This is a genomic window from Microcoleus sp. B5-D4 (assembly GCF_036705145.1).
Lineage (GTDB): Bacteria > Cyanobacteriota > Cyanobacteriia > Cyanobacteriales > Microcoleaceae > Microcoleus.
In genome coordinates, this window is the sequence record NZ_JAUBTV010000091.1 from 12,042 (window position 1) to 27,654 (window position 15,613).

Annotated in this window: 19 protein-coding genes; 2 read left to right on the forward strand and 17 right to left on the reverse strand. The window is 48.2% G+C overall.

Going from position 1 to position 15,613, the window contains the following annotated elements; translation table 11 throughout:
- Positions 1–32: 32 nt before the first annotated feature.
- The 7 genes from QUB10_RS28620 to QUB10_RS28650 form a co-directional block, all read right to left on the reverse strand.
- On the reverse strand, positions 33–929 hold the full coding sequence (locus tag QUB10_RS28620; protein ID WP_333206614.1) for an alpha/beta hydrolase: 897 nt from the start codon (positions 927–929) through the stop codon (positions 33–35).
- A gap of 169 nt (positions 930–1,098) precedes the next feature.
- Positions 1,099–1,854, reverse strand: a complete 756-nt coding sequence (locus QUB10_RS28625; protein ID WP_333206615.1) for an SDR family oxidoreductase — start codon at positions 1,852–1,854, stop codon at positions 1,099–1,101.
- Between the two features lie 129 nt (positions 1,855–1,983).
- Entirely contained in the window at positions 1,984–2,337 is a 354-nt protein-coding gene (locus QUB10_RS28630) for a nuclear transport factor 2 family protein (RefSeq protein ID WP_333206616.1), read from the reverse strand.
- A gap of 273 nt (positions 2,338–2,610) precedes the next feature.
- On the reverse strand, positions 2,611–2,829 hold the full coding sequence (locus QUB10_RS28635) for a hypothetical protein (RefSeq protein WP_333206617.1): 219 nt from the start codon (positions 2,827–2,829) through the stop codon (positions 2,611–2,613).
- An 88-nt stretch (positions 2,830–2,917) separates the two neighbouring features.
- Entirely contained in the window at positions 2,918–3,877 is a 960-nt protein-coding gene (locus QUB10_RS28640; RefSeq protein ID WP_333206618.1) for a zinc-dependent alcohol dehydrogenase family protein, read from the reverse strand.
- Positions 3,878–4,220: 343 nt separating this feature from the next.
- Positions 4,221–5,132, reverse strand: coding sequence for an alpha/beta hydrolase (locus tag QUB10_RS28645; RefSeq protein WP_333143970.1), 912 nt, complete (start codon positions 5,130–5,132; stop codon positions 4,221–4,223).
- A 201-nt stretch (positions 5,133–5,333) separates the two neighbouring features.
- Positions 5,334–6,299, reverse strand: coding sequence for an SDR family NAD(P)-dependent oxidoreductase (locus tag QUB10_RS28650; protein ID WP_333206619.1), 966 nt, complete (start codon positions 6,297–6,299; stop codon positions 5,334–5,336).
- A 250-nt stretch (positions 6,300–6,549) separates the two neighbouring features.
- Here QUB10_RS28650 and QUB10_RS28655 point away from each other — a divergent pair, with 250 nt between their 5' ends.
- Positions 6,550–6,729 (forward strand): hypothetical protein, encoded by a 180-nt coding sequence (locus QUB10_RS28655; RefSeq protein ID WP_333206620.1) that lies wholly within the window; start codon positions 6,550–6,552, stop codon positions 6,727–6,729.
- 98 nt (positions 6,730–6,827) lie between these two features.
- Here QUB10_RS28655 and QUB10_RS28660 read toward each other — a convergent pair whose 3' ends face one another.
- The 10 genes from QUB10_RS28660 to QUB10_RS28705 all read right to left on the reverse strand — a co-directional run bounded on the left by QUB10_RS28660 (position 6,828) and on the right by QUB10_RS28705 (position 14,835).
- Positions 6,828–7,850, reverse strand: a complete 1,023-nt coding sequence (locus QUB10_RS28660) for an LLM class flavin-dependent oxidoreductase (protein ID WP_333206621.1) — start codon at positions 7,848–7,850, stop codon at positions 6,828–6,830.
- A 112-nt stretch (positions 7,851–7,962) separates the two neighbouring features.
- A complete protein-coding gene (locus QUB10_RS28665; RefSeq protein WP_333206622.1) occupies positions 7,963–8,862 on the reverse strand; it encodes a pirin family protein in 900 nt (299 codons plus the stop codon).
- A 104-nt stretch (positions 8,863–8,966) separates the two neighbouring features.
- Positions 8,967–9,323 carry an AraC family transcriptional regulator gene (locus QUB10_RS28670; RefSeq protein ID WP_333206623.1) on the reverse strand — a complete coding sequence of 119 codons (357 nt, stop codon included), beginning with the start codon at positions 9,321–9,323 and terminating at the stop codon, positions 8,967–8,969.
- Positions 9,324–9,503: 180 nt separating this feature from the next.
- The gene (locus QUB10_RS28675) at positions 9,504–10,259 is read right to left on the reverse strand and encodes an SDR family oxidoreductase (protein ID WP_333206624.1); all 756 of its coding nucleotides are present in this window, start codon (positions 10,257–10,259) and stop codon (positions 9,504–9,506) included.
- 161 nt (positions 10,260–10,420) lie between these two features.
- Positions 10,421–11,089, reverse strand: a complete 669-nt coding sequence (locus QUB10_RS28680; RefSeq protein WP_333206625.1) for an NAD(P)H-dependent oxidoreductase — start codon at positions 11,087–11,089, stop codon at positions 10,421–10,423.
- Between the two features lie 159 nt (positions 11,090–11,248).
- Positions 11,249–11,830: a nuclear transport factor 2 family protein gene (locus tag QUB10_RS28685; RefSeq protein ID WP_333206626.1), complete on the reverse strand. Its 582-nt coding sequence runs from the start codon at positions 11,828–11,830 to the stop codon at positions 11,249–11,251.
- Between the two features lie 336 nt (positions 11,831–12,166).
- Positions 12,167–12,349, reverse strand: a complete 183-nt coding sequence (locus QUB10_RS28690; RefSeq protein WP_333206627.1) for a hypothetical protein — start codon at positions 12,347–12,349, stop codon at positions 12,167–12,169.
- Positions 12,350–12,552: 203 nt separating this feature from the next.
- Positions 12,553–13,110: a DsbA family protein gene (locus tag QUB10_RS28695; protein ID WP_333206628.1), complete on the reverse strand. Its 558-nt coding sequence runs from the start codon at positions 13,108–13,110 to the stop codon at positions 12,553–12,555.
- 422 nt (positions 13,111–13,532) lie between these two features.
- Positions 13,533–13,949: a hypothetical protein gene (locus QUB10_RS28700; RefSeq protein ID WP_333206629.1), complete on the reverse strand. Its 417-nt coding sequence runs from the start codon at positions 13,947–13,949 to the stop codon at positions 13,533–13,535.
- Positions 13,942–14,835, reverse strand: a complete 894-nt coding sequence (locus QUB10_RS28705) for a pirin family protein (RefSeq protein WP_333206630.1) — start codon at positions 14,833–14,835, stop codon at positions 13,942–13,944. The genes QUB10_RS28700 and QUB10_RS28705 overlap by 8 nt, the downstream gene beginning before the upstream one ends.
- Positions 14,836–14,959: 124 nt before the next feature.
- Between QUB10_RS28705 and QUB10_RS28710 the strand changes: the two genes are divergently transcribed.
- Positions 14,960–15,514, forward strand: coding sequence for a PadR family transcriptional regulator (locus tag QUB10_RS28710; protein ID WP_333206631.1), 555 nt, complete (start codon positions 14,960–14,962; stop codon positions 15,512–15,514).
- Positions 15,515–15,613 lie beyond the last annotated feature (99 nt).

Here is a 15,613-nt window from a genome sequence, read left to right on the forward strand (position 1 = left end):
CTCGGTTTCTTTCAGATTCTTAGGATGTTTTGTCAGATTCTTGTGCAATCACCTTCAAGACGCAGCGTGGAACCGAGCGTTCTGTCGAGGAACGCGCGGATCAACGTTGCCACCTCCTCTGCATGAGTCTCCAGCGCGAAATGTCCGGCGTCGAGCAGGTGAATCTCTGCATTCGGGAGATCTCGCTGATAAGCGGCAGCACCAGCGGGCAGAAATGCCGGATCATGACGACCCCAGACGGCGAGAAGCGGCGGACGTTGCTCACGAAAGTAGGACTGGAAGGCTGGATAGAGCGCGACGTTACTGCGGTAGTCGAGGATCAGATCAAGCTGGATCTCCTCCGCGTCTGGTCGCCCCATATAGGCGATGTCGAGTTCGTAGCCGTCGGGCGACAAAAGGTGTGGATCGGCTCCGGTGCCATACTGCCAATTCCGGATTGTGTCTGGCGCGAGCGAGGAGCGGCAGGCTTCCCGGTTCGCTGCGCTCGGTTCGCGCCAATAGGCTTCCCATGGCCCCCATTCGTCACTGAAACCCTCAAGGTAAGCGTTGCCGTTCTGCGAGACCATCGCAGATATCCGTTCAGGATGGCGCATCGCCAAACGCAAACCTACTGGCGCACCGTAATCGAAGATGTAGAGTACGTATCGATCGAGCGACAAAGCATTGACGAAGCCCTCGATTACGTCGGCAAGGCGGTCGAACCTGTAGTCGAACGTCCCGCGTGACGGTGCCTTGGTCTGCCCAAAACCAGGTAGATCGGGCGCGATGAGCCGAAAGCGATCAGCAAGGAGAGGGATCAGGTCACGGAACATATGGCTAGCGGTTGGAAAGCCGTGCAACAGCAGTATTACTGGCGCATCGCTTGACCCCGCCTCACGGTAGAACACTTCGACATCGCCGACCTGTCGAAACCCGTAGCGTATTTTCATCGTACAATTCTCTCTGTTTTTGATTTTCTTCCGACTGAGCTTCGACGCTCAGATTTGGAATCTTGGACACCTTTGGCATACCCTACGATCGCCGCTCCTAAACCGCGAGAACCACCTGTTACCAGTGCAACTTTGCCTGCAAGTGTTGTCATCTCGCACTGTCGTTCGACTACTGCGCTACATACCCACCATCTACCATCAACGTTTCACCTGTTACGAACGATGCCAGGTCAGATGATAAAAACAGGACTGCATTTGCAACTTCAAGCGGTGTTCCAATTCGTCCGATCGGGTGAAGTCCTGTTATGTAAGCTTTGGCTTCATCTTGCCCACCTGTAGCTGCTTCAAACATATCTGTTTCGATTGCTGCTGGTGCAACGACATTGATGCGAATACCCGCTTTGGCATATTGGAGCGCAGCAGCTTTTGTTAAGCCTACTACCGCATGTTTACTCGCGGTGTAGAGGGGTACGCTAGGAAGTGCAACTACTCCATTTGCAGATGCCGTATTGACGATCGAACCACTTCCCTGTTTCAACATCTGAGCGATTTCATACTTCATTGACAACCAAACGCCTTTGACATTGACGTTCATCATGCGATCGTATTCCGCTTCTGGTTGCTCAATCAGTGAGGGATTTTCACCGACAGTTCCTGCATTATTAAAGGCAATATCTAACCGACCAAAAACACTCACCGCTTTATCAACCATTGCTTCAACATCGGCTTCTTTCGTGACATCTGCTTGCACAAAAATAGCCTCTCCGCCAGCTTCCTTGATCAATCGAATAGTTTCTTCACCTTCATCCATTCGACGACCCACCACCACCACCTTTGCTTGTTGTTGGGCATAAGCGATCGCGGTTGCACGACCAATTCCTGATGTTCCGCCAGTCACTAAAGCCACTTTATCTTGCAGTATCATTCTGTTTCTCCTGTTTCAATCAATATTGACTTTCAAAAATTGAACTCCGATCGCATCTCAGCCCCTGCCAGCGATTGCCATCACCGGGATAGTGAGCAGGTTGAAAACGACGTGAACGACGACGGCAGGTCAGACCGAGGTTTTGATGACGAAAGCCCTTAACTCGACCATCTTGTCGCCGCGAAAGCGCCAGACATCGCAGTACGAGTAATGAGCCGCCTTCCCGTCTTCGTCCTTCAGTGTGATGTCGCCGAGTGCCGTGACGAAATCACCCTCAGCGATTAAGTTGGTGACCGTAAACTTTGGCGGCTCTATGTATGTCTCTGCCATATATTGGCGAACGGCTTCTTTTCCGTTAAGGGTCTTGTCGCCTACAAACGTCCATTGCGTGTCGTCGGTGCAGAATGACAAGAATCCTTCATAGTTGCCGGCAGCGTTCGCCGCATTTGCCTCTTCTAAGATTGCTTTATTTTTCTCTGACATCTGAATCCCTCCTCTATTCAAGTGGATGCTTTAACGGAACGGTCTCTCTACCGGTGCATCACTCTCCTCAACGGGACCGACGATCGGTCCCGTTCACCCGTTACCAGGAATCTTTCGTACTCAACTAACCACCTTTATACGGTTGGTGTGCAATGGGTTTGTTATGCGACGTTTATATACTTTGTGTACAGTTCGTCTTTGTCTTAACTAACTTAAGTGTAGTGAATTCCAACACTTAACTTCTTTCAGATTCTTATGGTATTACTGTGCGATTTAAAACAAGCGCTCCGCTCCAGTCTCGCAAATAAGAGCAGCAGTTTCTTCCCCTTCTACACCGGGTTTGTCGCTGAAGACAACTTTTGCGCCAGCAGTACCAAAAGCGATAATTTCGTTAAGCTTTCCTTCGGAACGCTGCGCGAACGCTAACGCGGTTGCTTTGCCAATTCCCGATGTTCCTCCAGTAACTAAAGCCACTTTATCTTGCAGTATCATCCTGTTTATCCTGTTCCAATCAATATTGACCTTCAGCACACAATCAAACTCCAATCCGTTTAGCAATTACCAACGCCGTAAAGCTGGTCTAATTTTCTGTAAACTTCAGCACAACTTTGCCCCGTGTTCCTCCCTGCTCTATACGCTGATGTGCCAGAACGACCTGATCCCAAGAAAATACTGAATCAATCACTGGGCGAAGCTGATGACGCTCAATGAGTTTTGTCAAAGCCTCTAATTTTGCTCGGTACTGGGGTGAAAAAACAAAATGAATCGTCAGATTCTTGCCCCATGCTTTAAGAAGCGATTGCGGTATTGCAACGTCTACAATGCTTGTAAGCCTACCAAAGGGACGAATAATTTCTAGACTACGCTGAATTGTTTCTCCGCCGATCGTATCTAGAACTAAATCCACACCGAGTCCATTTGTTTCTTGACAAATGATTTTTACGTAATCTTCACTTTTGTAATCAATCACCCGATCTGCGCCCAATTCTGTCACGAAATCTCGGTTTCTAGAACTACACGTCGCAAAAACGTATGCCCCGATCGCTTTGGCGAGTTGAACTGCGATCGAACCCACTCCACCTGCACCCGCATGGATGAGAACTGTTTCACCAAGTTGTAGATTGCCCCTAGTCACTAGACAATCCCAAGCAGTTCCGCCTGCAAGCGGAAAAGAAGCTGCTTCAACGTGCGATAGATTTGCAGGCTTCAATGCAACAATCGCTGCATCAGCCACATGATACTGAGCATAGCTACCGAATTCTCCAAAAATTTGCGGTGAGTAATACACGTTGTCTCCCACCTGAAAATCAGTCACAGCTTCGCCAATTGCCTCAATCACCCCTGAAACATCGACTCCAAGGATGGCGGGTAATTGAACCAGTTCCTTGTAATCACCACGACGAGCTTGATAATCGACCGGGTTAATCGAGGTTGCACAAACTCTGACTAACACCTGATTCGCCTTCAGTGTTGGTATCGGAACAGTTTGAATCTCAAACTTCTCAGCATCACCAAACGCAGTTAATACGGCTGCTTTCATAGATTCCATCTGTGCCAACTCTCCTTGATTTAGAATAAACAGTGACGGGGTTTCAATACTATTCAGCGTAGGTAAGTTCTCCCTAACTTCGTAAGTCCGCACGATTTGGTAAGGTAGTTACCGTTTAGTAGCAAATGCAGATATCACAGCCTCGTAGCACCAAAAAAGTTTTCTCGCTCCCAGCCAAAGGCGATGTGCAACTTAACTAAATAGTCATGTCGTTCCATTGTTTCTCATAGTGATCTCCTTTCTTTTGTAAGCCTAATGTTCAGGTCATTAGCCAACAACTGGCTGAGATTCAATTCCTCGACACTGAAGCCTAATTGCTGAATGCTTGATTCGTCTATCGATTTTTGATTGTTTTCAGAAAACCAAGATAATTCGATGCTGCTTCCTGAGCGTTTTCGATCAACAGCAAATGTCCTGCTTTGGGTAATTGAATAATTTGACTCCCTGGAAGACAGCGATGTGAGCGATCGACATCCCGAATATCATAGATTTTGTCTTCCTGACCCCAAATTGCCAGGGTCGGAACCCGACTGTGAGGCAACTGACAAAGCACATCATCATAAAGATTCACAATGTCCCAAGTCTGCTGATAATTTCGATTACGATTCACATAATCGTTCACTTTCTCGGTTTTGACCTCATCCGGAATCGTAGGAGGCGTCACGAAAAGCAGACTGATTTCTAGATCGAACTGCTCTTTGGTAATCGGAATAAAGGGATTGATGCCCTCAATAATCGATTTCCTGACGCTAGTTGCCCAATTCGTTACGCCTAGCGGTGAACCGATAAAGGCGAGGCTGCGAACTTGGTTGGGATAAAGCTGGCTGTAAAGGGCTGCGATCGTGCCCCCCATCGAGCTACCTGCAACATCAAGGGATTGAATCTTTAGCTGCTCGACAAACTGGTGCAAGAGGGCTACCTGATTCTCTAGTGCATAGTCTTTCACGGTAAATCCAGTACTCTTGGCATAACCGGGTAGATCGGGTGCGATCGCTTGATAGCCTGCTCTAGCCAACTCGCACATCATGCCATTCCACTGCTCTTTCTCGGCAAATAATCCATGCAGCAGTAAAATCGGTTGTCCTGTCCCTGCTTGATTATAGGAAAGCGTTCCACTCTCGATTTTTGTAGAGCGAGTTGCGATGTCACAGGTGGAAGCAGGGGTTGCACGATTCAACCAACCAGAGCCAACAAGCCCACTGACAACCAGAACGATAATAACTAACCGAAGAATGAACTTTCTCATGAATAGTTTTTCCTGACTATTCCAAATCCCAGGGTAAACGCATCTAAATTTTATTGACAAAAGTCGAAGCGATAAGGCATTGAAATCTCCTATGAATGCTGCGTCGGATTCTCGTTTGATTTAACTTAAGCGTAGTGAATTTCAAGGCTCGGTTTCTTTCAGATTCTTAGGGTGTTTTGTCAAATTCTTGCGCGATAACCTTTAGGATACAGCGCTGATCAATTCCTCGCTTTTCGCCCAAAGCTGCTTAGCTTTGTTAGCGTCAAGCGCATACGACCTTACGCCGTCGGCAAACGGGTTGGGCGTGTCATTGATCGGCGCGATCGCACAATCTTCGAGATAGTGTCCACCGATCTCGTCTTTATTCGCCACGACTGCTGCCCAGACCGACGTCGCGGCTGCCTGCGGAATTTCTTTCAACTCTTTCGGCGGCAGACCCGCTTCGGTGCGTGCTGCGTCAACAGTCTTCAAAAGTCCCTGCAAGTCCTCCGGCGAGAAATGGCGGGGTAGATCCGTCAGACTGTTTCCGGGCATCACCGAAGCAGCCCGAATGCCGCGATCTCGATGCCGCCTGTCAAACTCCACAGCGAACAGTGAATTGGCGGTTTTCGACCGACTATAAGCGACCCCTGGATCGTACACCTGCTGCTCGAAATTCGGATCGTCCAAGTCGATATCGGCACCGCGATGCGCGAGCGACGACAGGACTACCAGCCGTCCATTATCGGCGAGCAACGGCTCGATCTGATTGATCAGGGCGAAATGACCCAGATGGTTCGTCCCGAACTGGACTTCAAAGCCATCGATCGTCCGACCGAATGGAGTTGCCATAACGCCAGCGTTAGCGATAATGGAATCGAACGGCTGACGGTCAGCCAACAGTTTATCCGCGCAGGCGCGAACACTTTGCAAGGATGCCAGATCGAGATTGATCAACTCCAGGCTGCCGCCCTGCGACGCGGCATCACGAACCGATGCAGTGGCTAGCTCAGCTTTAGTGAGGTTCCTGACCGCGCCGACGACGCTAGCGCCGTGAGAGACCAGTGAGCGGGCGGTTTCAAGCCCAATGCCTGACGATGCACCCGTAATGAGAAATCGCTTTCCCTTGAGATTAATGCCGGAAAGCACCTCGTCGGCGGTCGATTTTGCACCAAATTTTTCAGCCATTTCTTTTCCTTTCGTTAATTGTGAGTGTAAAAGTTTTGAGCTTTTGCATACCCTATGATCGCCGCTCCTAAATCGCGAGAACCACCTGTTACCAGTGCAACTTTGCCTGCAAGTGTTGTCGTCATGATGGACTCCTTTGGATGTATTACTGCTCAATCAAACGCTGCTTACTATAGCAAGTCTATTTGAGTCATGAATGTAGAACCACCTGAAACGCTTGTGATCATTGAATCGATTGTTTACAAATCAAATGGTTTTGCTATATCGGGATGCCCTTGAGGAACCAACGGCACGGAGAGTGATCGAGCGGATGATGCAGGTCGATCGCCACTTGGTCGCAACGTTTCGCACTGCCGATCGACTACTGCGCTACATACCCACCATCTATCATCAACGTTTCACCTGTTACGAACTATGCCATGTCAGATGATAAAAACAGGACTGCATTTGCAACTTCAAGCGGTGTTCCAGCTCGTCTCTCTGTCTTGTTACCCTAGCGGAACTTAAGTTGAACCATGCCCGCATATTTTAATTGTTCAAGAGTGGCGACATTTGCATTCCAATCAATTCAATGGAGCGCATCAGTTGGGCGTGGTTCATCTGCGCGTTGTCCATTTGAAAAGTTACTCTCGAAATGCCGCCGAGCGATTCGCTGTGACGGCGGATTTTCTCCGCCACTTCTTCGGGACTGCCGACCAGTAATGCGCCGGTTGCGCCGCGCTGCGCGTCAAAATCGGCGCGCGTAACAGGCGGCCAGCCTCTCTCTCTGCCAATTTTAGTAAAGGTTTCGGCGTAGCCCGGAAAAAATTCTTCAACGGCTTGTTCAGTCGTGTCGGCGACATAACCGATTGAATGCAATGAAACTTTCAATGTTTCGGGCGCGTACCCGGCGCGCTTTCCGGCATCGCGGTATAAATCTACGAGCGAGCGAAAGCGATGCGTTTCGCCGCCGATAATGGCAACCACGAGCGGCAGTCCAAGCATTCCGGCGCGGAGGAAAGATTGCGGCGTACCGCCGACCCCGATCCAGATGGGAAAAGGCTTTTGCAGCGGACGCGGATAAATTGCTTGGTTTTCCAGCGCGGGGCGAAATTTGCCCGACCAATCGACCGTTTCATTGTCCCGAATTTTGAGCAAGAGTTCCAGCTTTTCAGCGAAAATCTCGTCGTAATCGCCGAGGCTAAATCCAAATAGCGGAAAGGCTTCGGTGAACGAGCCGCGCCCGACAACCATTTCGGCGCGACCTTTTGAAATCAAATCGAGCGTGGCGAATTGTTGAAACACACGCACCGGGTCAGCCGCGCTCAGCACCGTAACCGCGCTGGTTAGACGGATACGCTCGGTGCGTGCGGCGGCAGCGGCGAGAATAACCGCGTTTGCCGAATCTAAAAATTCATGCCGATGATGCTCGCCGATACCGAAGATATCCAAGCCGGAACGATCCGCCTGCTCTATTCTCTCCAGCAGTTCGGCGACAGACTGCGCGGCATCCGCCGTTTCACCATTCTCACTCGTTCCAACCGAGGCAAAACTGTCAATTCCGACTTCCATATCATTTCCCAAGCGTTTTGCGAATGAAATAGACTTAATCCGAAATAGTAGAAAGCCTTGCTTTACGAGTTAAGCTGCTGTTCTCTCGCTCAGCAAAAACGCCTAACTATCGTCAGCTCAGAGGGGGCGCGCTACTACCGTGATCTGAATTATCAGGGAGCGGAATGAATTCAGTTTCACCGGGAACCGCCGGGAAGCGGCGGTCTTGCCAATCTCGTTTTGCCTGCTCGATACGCGCTGAGCGGCTCGACACAAAGTTCCAGTACTTTGTGCGATCGCCCACTGGTGCCCCGCCGATAATCATTGCTTTTGCCTCAGCCCCCGCACTGATATTTACTGATTCATCCGGCGCTAAAACGGCTAGACGATATGGCTCTAAAGGCTTTCCATTTACGAATAGGCCAGATGTGACGCTATAAACTGCCCTTTCTAAACCTTCTATTGGCGCTAGCTGAAATTGACTACCCTCCGTGAAAACGAGCGCTAGGTAAAGAGTAGCAGAGTAGGTTTTAACTGGTGATTGGTGAGACTGATAGCTACCGGCGATCAAGGTCGCGCTAGTGCCTGTTTGAGTCCACCTCGGTAAATCAGTCGCCGAATAATGTGAAAAGCTGGGTTCAACTTCTTCAGCGATTTCGGGGAGGGCAATCCAGGTCTGAATGCCGTGAAGAGTAGATTCTTTCTCTCTAAAGCTCTCGGGCGATCGCTCAGAATGAACAATACCTTTGCCCGCTGTCATCCAGTTCACCTCGCCCGGAAAGATCTCTTGTACTGTACCTAGACTATCTCTATGCAGAAGACTTCCTTCAAACAAATAGGTAACCGTCGCTAAATTGATGTGTGGATGGGGTCTAACATCGACGCCTTTTCCAGCCGGGAAAATAGCTGGGCCTAAGTGATCAAAGAAGATGAAAGGTCCAACCATTTTTAGGGTTTCACTCGGTAAGATGCGCTGTACGCTAAACCCACCTAAGTCATGCTTTTCGGGCGTAATTAATTGCTGAATACTCATTTTTGTACGATCCATTCTTAGTTGACGTTGTGGACGAAGATACAACCTTAGTTCTGTTTCTGCTTCAGATTCTTGCCTAACTCAACTTCAATGTAATGATGGTGCTAACGAATCTGCTTGGGGGTCTTTCCCGTGAATCGCTTGATGTGCTGCGTCAAATGGCTTTGACTGGAGAAGCCTACTTGTAGGGCAATGTCTGCGATCGCCAAATCTGTTTTCGATAGCATCAACTTTGCCTGTTCCACGCGCTGTTGAATCACGTACTGACGGGGAGAAATTCCCATTGTTTGCTTAAACAAACTCGCAAAGTAAGTCGGGCTAATATTGATTACTTCTGCAAGCTCAGTCAGTGACAAATCTCGATCAAGGTGAGTACGAATATAGCCGAGTACTTGCTGCAATCGGGTGTGCGTTAAGCCTTTGCGCTTGGCTTCAAGGGTTGGCGTTGTAATTGTTAGCATGGTTCAAAGATTGGCAATTTGCTCAACAAAACAGGCAAAAGCTAGCCATCGCGCATTCGATCACTGCAATATAGCAAAACCATTTGATTTGTAAACAATCGATTCAATGATCACAAGCGTTTCAGGTGGTTCTACATTCATGACTCAAATAGACTTGCTATATTTTGCATTGCCGATCGACTACTGCGCTACAAACCCACCATCTACCAGCAATGTTGCACCTGTTGTGAACGATGCCATGTCAGATGATAAAAACAGAACTGCATTTGCAACTTCAAGCGGTATTCCAATCCGTCCGATCGGGTGAAGTCCTGCCATGTAAGCTTTGACTTCATCCTGCCCACCTGTCGCTGCTTCAAACATATCTGTTTCGATTACCGCTGGTGCAACGACATTGATGCGAATACCCGCTTTGGCATATTGGAGCCCAGCAGCTTTTGTTAAACCGATTACCGCGCTTTTACTCGCGGTGTAGAGGGGGAAGGTAGGAAATGCAACGACTCCATTTGCAGATGCCATATTGACGATCGCACCACTTCCCTGTTTCAACATCTGAGCGATTTCATGTTTCATCGACAACCAAACGCCTTTGACATTGACGTTCATCGTGCGATCATATTCCGCTTCTGTTTGCTCAATTAATGAGGGGTTTTCGCCGATAGTTGCTGCATTATTAAAGGCAATATCTAACCGACCAAAAACACTCACCGCTTTATCAACCATTGCTTCAACATCGGCTTCTTTTGTGACATCTGCTTGCACAAAAATCGCCTCTCCGTCAGCTTCCTTAATCAATCGAACAGTTTCTTGACCTTCATCCATTCGACGACCCACCACCACCACCTTTGCTTGTTGTTGGGCATAAGCGATCGCGGTAGCTCTACCGATTCCCGATGTCCCTCCCGTCACTAAAGCAACCTTGTCTTTAAGCATCATGATAGTTACCTCTTGTTGTGAATGATTATGTTACTTGCGTCAAAAACTCAATGGGCAGCAATACGTGTAGAAGCCAGCAATAAGAAGCGCCTCCTACAACCAGGATGAGTACGATCCTGGCTGCGTGCCCCATAAATCTAGTCCCGTCAGTTCCATGCCGATCAATACTGACCTACGGCGATCGGCAACTCACGTTCAATGGTTCGCAATCGTTGCGAAAAATCATTCAAGATACGTTGACGAACTGCATCTGTTTGGCGAACGGGGGCATAAACAATCTGCGGAGCAAGAACGTCAAAACCAGCGAATTGCAGCATCCCTCGCTGAATTGGGCGCAGAATAGCATGGATATCACCGTTAAAACCGCCTGCAAGATAGTCCTCTTCTGTGCTACCTGTGGTCAACGAGAGCATTGCTTGCTTACCTCGAAATCTGCCCGTTTCATAAATATGTCCATTACCGTAAACACGCCCCATAACAAAGACGCGATCGACCCACCCCTTTAAAATTGCAGGGACACTGAACCACCACAAAGGGAATTGCCAAATCATCAGATCGCACCATTCCAGTTTTTGGATCTCAGCTTCAATTTCTGGAATGAATCCTCCAACTTCAGTTGCATACATCTCTTCAAGTTGCTGCTTAAAGTAGTCAGGATCTTTGACAGACGTAAAGTTGCGGCGATCGGATGCAGGGTCAAATCTCATGGTATGGAGATCTGAATATTGAACATCATTCCCAGAGTCTTTGAACGTGTCAATTGCTGTCTGAAACATTGCTCCGTTAAAGCTTTTCGACTCTGGGTGTGCAAGAACAATCAAAACTTTCATGTGAGTTATCTCGTTTTCTAAGTTTCTAAACTTTTGCTAGGGCTGGATAATCCAGATAGCCTTTTTCACCACGGGTATAGAACGTGGCTGGGTCAGGCGAGTTGCGATCCTGGTTGCAAAATGGCGGGTTTAGGCATTGATATTTGCTGGCTCCTACACTTAGTCGCGATCGATTAGTGTGTTTGAAGGTAAGTTGGGATCGATCGCCTTACGCGCACTGTCAATGCCCACGACGGGAAGTGTACCCGGATCGAGCAAGCCGACTTGAACCAATACACTTGCCTGATCCCAGTAAATGTGTTCGTGGGCTATTTTGCCGTCACGGAACTGGACGATCGCTACTACTGGCACTTCCACCCGTTTTCCGGTGGGAGCAACGCCAGGTAGCATCCAGTCCATCTGGATCGTATGAGTGAACGTAGACACCATTTCATCGACGAGTTGATCCGTTCCGATCGTGCGCGAGATTAGGGTCAACTCCGTGTCCGGCGGCATCTGTGGAATGAGGTATTTGGAATAAAACTCGCGCACTGCTGGTTTCCCGACTCCCCCAGTCATTACCGGGATGTGGTTAACGTAAGCATCTTCAACCATCGTAGCGAGGGCATCTTCAGTACTGTGAGTGCCAAACTCGTACTGTAAATGCTCTTCCCAAAGTGCTTGCAAAGACTCCTGGGCTGGTGTCAAATTGGTAGTTGCTTGTAAATTTGCTTGTCCGTCTACAGTTTGCTCTTTGACCATGATTAAATACTCCTGGTTCTATCTATTTAAAGTGTCTTGAGTTCCAATGCTTGACTGCTTTCAGATTCTTAAAATGATTTGTCAGATTCTTGTGATGTTAGTGAACTTGTTTCAATGGACGTATAAGCATTCAGCGCCTGTTTCGCGAATCAGTTTGGCGGTTTTTTCACCTTCTGCGTCGGTCGCGTCTGCCTGAGAATACGACCTTTGCTCCAGCAGCACCGAAGGCGATAACTTAGTTAAGCTTTCCTTCGGAACGCTGCGCGAACGCTAACACCGTTGCACGACCAATTCCCGATGTGCCACCAGTGACTAACGCCACTTTATCTTGCATTATCATTCTGTTTCTCCTGTTTTAATTTCATCGGTTTGTCTCAGGTAAGTTTGTCTCAGCAACTCAGTGACTTCTTGCGCGATCGCAATCAGGGCATGATTAACTGAAGAGTCGCGAAGAGAACCAGTCTGAGGTGTACCTTCATGCCCAGGATTATTCTTGCCTTGTACTAGTGAATGCGTCATAGAACTATCCTCAATGAAATAGTGATTTGTGATTGAATAAATCAATACCCAGAAATTCAGTTGTTGGCATGGTAACTGTTGTCATAGTTCAAAAAGTGGCAATTTTGTTCAGTGAAACAGGCAAAATCCTAGCCATCAAAATTAGATAACTTACCGCACTTACAGACAAATCAGATATGAATTGGGAGCAAAGATCGGGGAACTTAATGACTTGCAGCAATTATGGCTGCCATCAACTCCGTCGTGTTCCAGTGCCCGATATACCGACTTCCATTGATAAACAGGGCTGGGGCAGTCGTTACTCCGCTCTGTATTCCGCCTTCGATATCTTCATTGATGCGATCAACATGCACTTGTTTAGACAACTCTTTGAGAAATTGAGGAATGTCAAGCCCTAAATCATTGGCGTACTCGACAAGATAACCGTTCTCCAACCTTTGTTGATGGTCAAATAAAGTATCGCTCATTAACCAAAACTTTCCTTGGGCGGCGGCAGCTTCGGCGGCTTGGGCTGCCCGTTGAGCATGGGGATAAATCTGTGTTTGTGGAAAATGACGGAAGATGAAGCATAAATAATCTTCTCCAAAAGCAGCACTAAGCTCTCGTTTGATCGCTTTAATCATCTTGTAAACGTTCGCACTTCTAGAGCATTGATAGTCTCCATACATCACCAGCACTACCTTGGCACTCAACACACCTTGAATCCAATCTTGGGCTGAAGGCGGTACAAGTAAGGAACTGCGGCTACCATCGTCGTTCATCTTTCTAAATCTGCATCAAGCATGGAACTTTGCAATTAATTTGCTCAATTCATTGCCTGGATGACTGTTTGCATAAATTCAATATAGGCGATCGCCTTCAAGCCGTCGTCTATAGCGAGTTAAATTTTTTACAGTACAAATTGATAGAGTAACCATTCCATCGTGGAGTAGAAGGCTAGCTATAACTTAAGTTATAATCGGGCGCATCAATTCGTTTAGGAAATACATCAATTCGCAGATTAACTGTCAGAGTAGGCAGTATCGTTCGTCAAACGTTCCTTTCCCAATAGGACGGATTCCTAAATCGCTGAACTAGGAAATTAATAAACACCTGAACACGCCGCGAATGCTTACGATTCGGTAAATATAATGCCTAAAAGCAGTTCGTCCAGATTAAAATTAACCTGGACGAACTGCTAAATTTATAGTTGAACTTTAGTCGCTAGCAGTGTGACCACATCAGCATGAGCTAGCACCACATCGGGGTTACGCTGAAGTGCCCTATCATACTTCACAGCAAAGTCATTTCCAACTTCATCAGGTGTGAGTAGAATCTGAACATCAGCAATGAGAGCAGCGATCGCCTCGGAAGTGACAGGCTCATCAGAGTGGATTAACTCATCAATTTGCACAATCAATTCTGAGAGGCGATGCAACCAGGCAAATTGATCGTGATTGATCACCAGTTGCAGCAATTCACTGTTAGATATCTGTCCGCGCACTTGTTCGTAACGAATACGCTCTGTATCCAACAACAGTTTATGCAAATGCAATAACTTGATGCGTATATTGGTCAGAAGTTGATGTTGGGTAATGCGGTTTTGAAGCGTGTTAAGCATGAATGTGTCCCATCCTTTCATTTCGGTAATCGTCGATCGCTTGCAGGATTTCGGCTTCAGTGTTCATCACAAAAGGACCATAGCGCACCACAGGTTCATTCAGCGGCACTCCAGCAATCAGCAATAGATCAAGGGGCTGGGTGGCATCCGCAGGATTGGCGATCGCCACTTCCTCACCATCAGGTGCAAAAATCACCATTTGCCCATCCTCACCCCGTTCCTGCTCAGTGCCAAACAAACCAGACCCATCGAGGACATAGGTAAAGGCGTTGTACTCTTCCGGTATCGGTTGAACAATGCTTGCTCCCGGTTGTAGCGTGAAGTGCAGGTAGATAATCGGGGTGCGGGTTTCAATCACCGCTTTCGCCCCCAACGCTTCTCCCGCAATCACGCGCACCGTCACGGCCCCATCTTTGGTCTGAGCCACCGGAATCTGCGCTGATGGAATTTCCTGATAACGAGGAGCAATCATCTTGTCCCGCTGCGGCAAGTTGACCCACAGTTGAATGCCGTGCAGTCGCCCGCCCGTGCGGGTAAACTCAGCTTCTGGCATTTCGGAATGCACTACGCCTGCCCCAGCGGTCATCCACTGCACATCACCGGGATTGAGCAGTCCGGCATGACCGAACGAATCTTTGTGTTCCAACCGTCCATCCAGGACGTAGCTGACGGTTTCAAAGCCACGATGGGGATGATCCGGTGCGCCCTTTGCTTGACCGGACTTCAGATTCACGGGACCCAATTCATCGAGGAGGAGAAAGGGGTCAAACTCGGAAAAGCTACTCTTGGGAAAGGGACGACGCACCAAGAAGCCTGCTCCTTCAAGCGTTTCTACACTATTAATGATTCCAGCAACGGTTCGGAGTGTTTGAGTTTGAGTTGTCATACAGTTGCCTCCAATCAGACAGTTTATACGATTTATCTTATATATGATTAGTCATATAATAGCATAGAAGGATATAAATTCTATGGGTAGGGCTTGTCCTCCCTGTTCGTTCGGTAAACCGCCTATGTCTCTTGCCCATGTGATTCTGGGTCTGCTCCAACAACAGGAGCGGACAGGCTACGACCTCAAAACCAAGTGCTTTGACGATTGCATTTCCCATCTGTGGCCAGCAGATCAGGCACAGATTTATCGGACTTTAGACAAACTGGAGTCACAGGGGTGGATTACCTGTACTGTTGAGATTCAGCACGATCGCCCCAATCGCAAGGTTTACCGGATTACTGAAGCAGGTGAAGCAGAGTTAACCCACTGGCTCCAGACGCATCATCCGTTGCCCGTGCTGCGAGAGCCGTTGCTGGCGCAACTCTATTTTGCGGCTCAGTTGCCTAACGAGGAGATCGTGTATCTGCTAGAGCAGGAACTGGAAGCACGGCAAGAAAAGCTAGCCCAGTGTGAGACGATCGAGGCTCTATCTTTGAGTAATCCGACTGCATCGCGTGAACAAAAACTGCACCGACTGGTTTTGGACTTAGTGAAGCAACGGGAACAGACTTATTTAGATTGGTTGGAAAAGGCGATACGTGCTGTGCACACGCTGCGCGATCGCAACAATTCGTAGCCAATCAACGTAAATTCCTTCTTCTAACCCACATTCCGCACCCCCAACTGGCACATACGCGGATTGAGGAAGTAAAAGTGAATCATCGGAGATAATAAT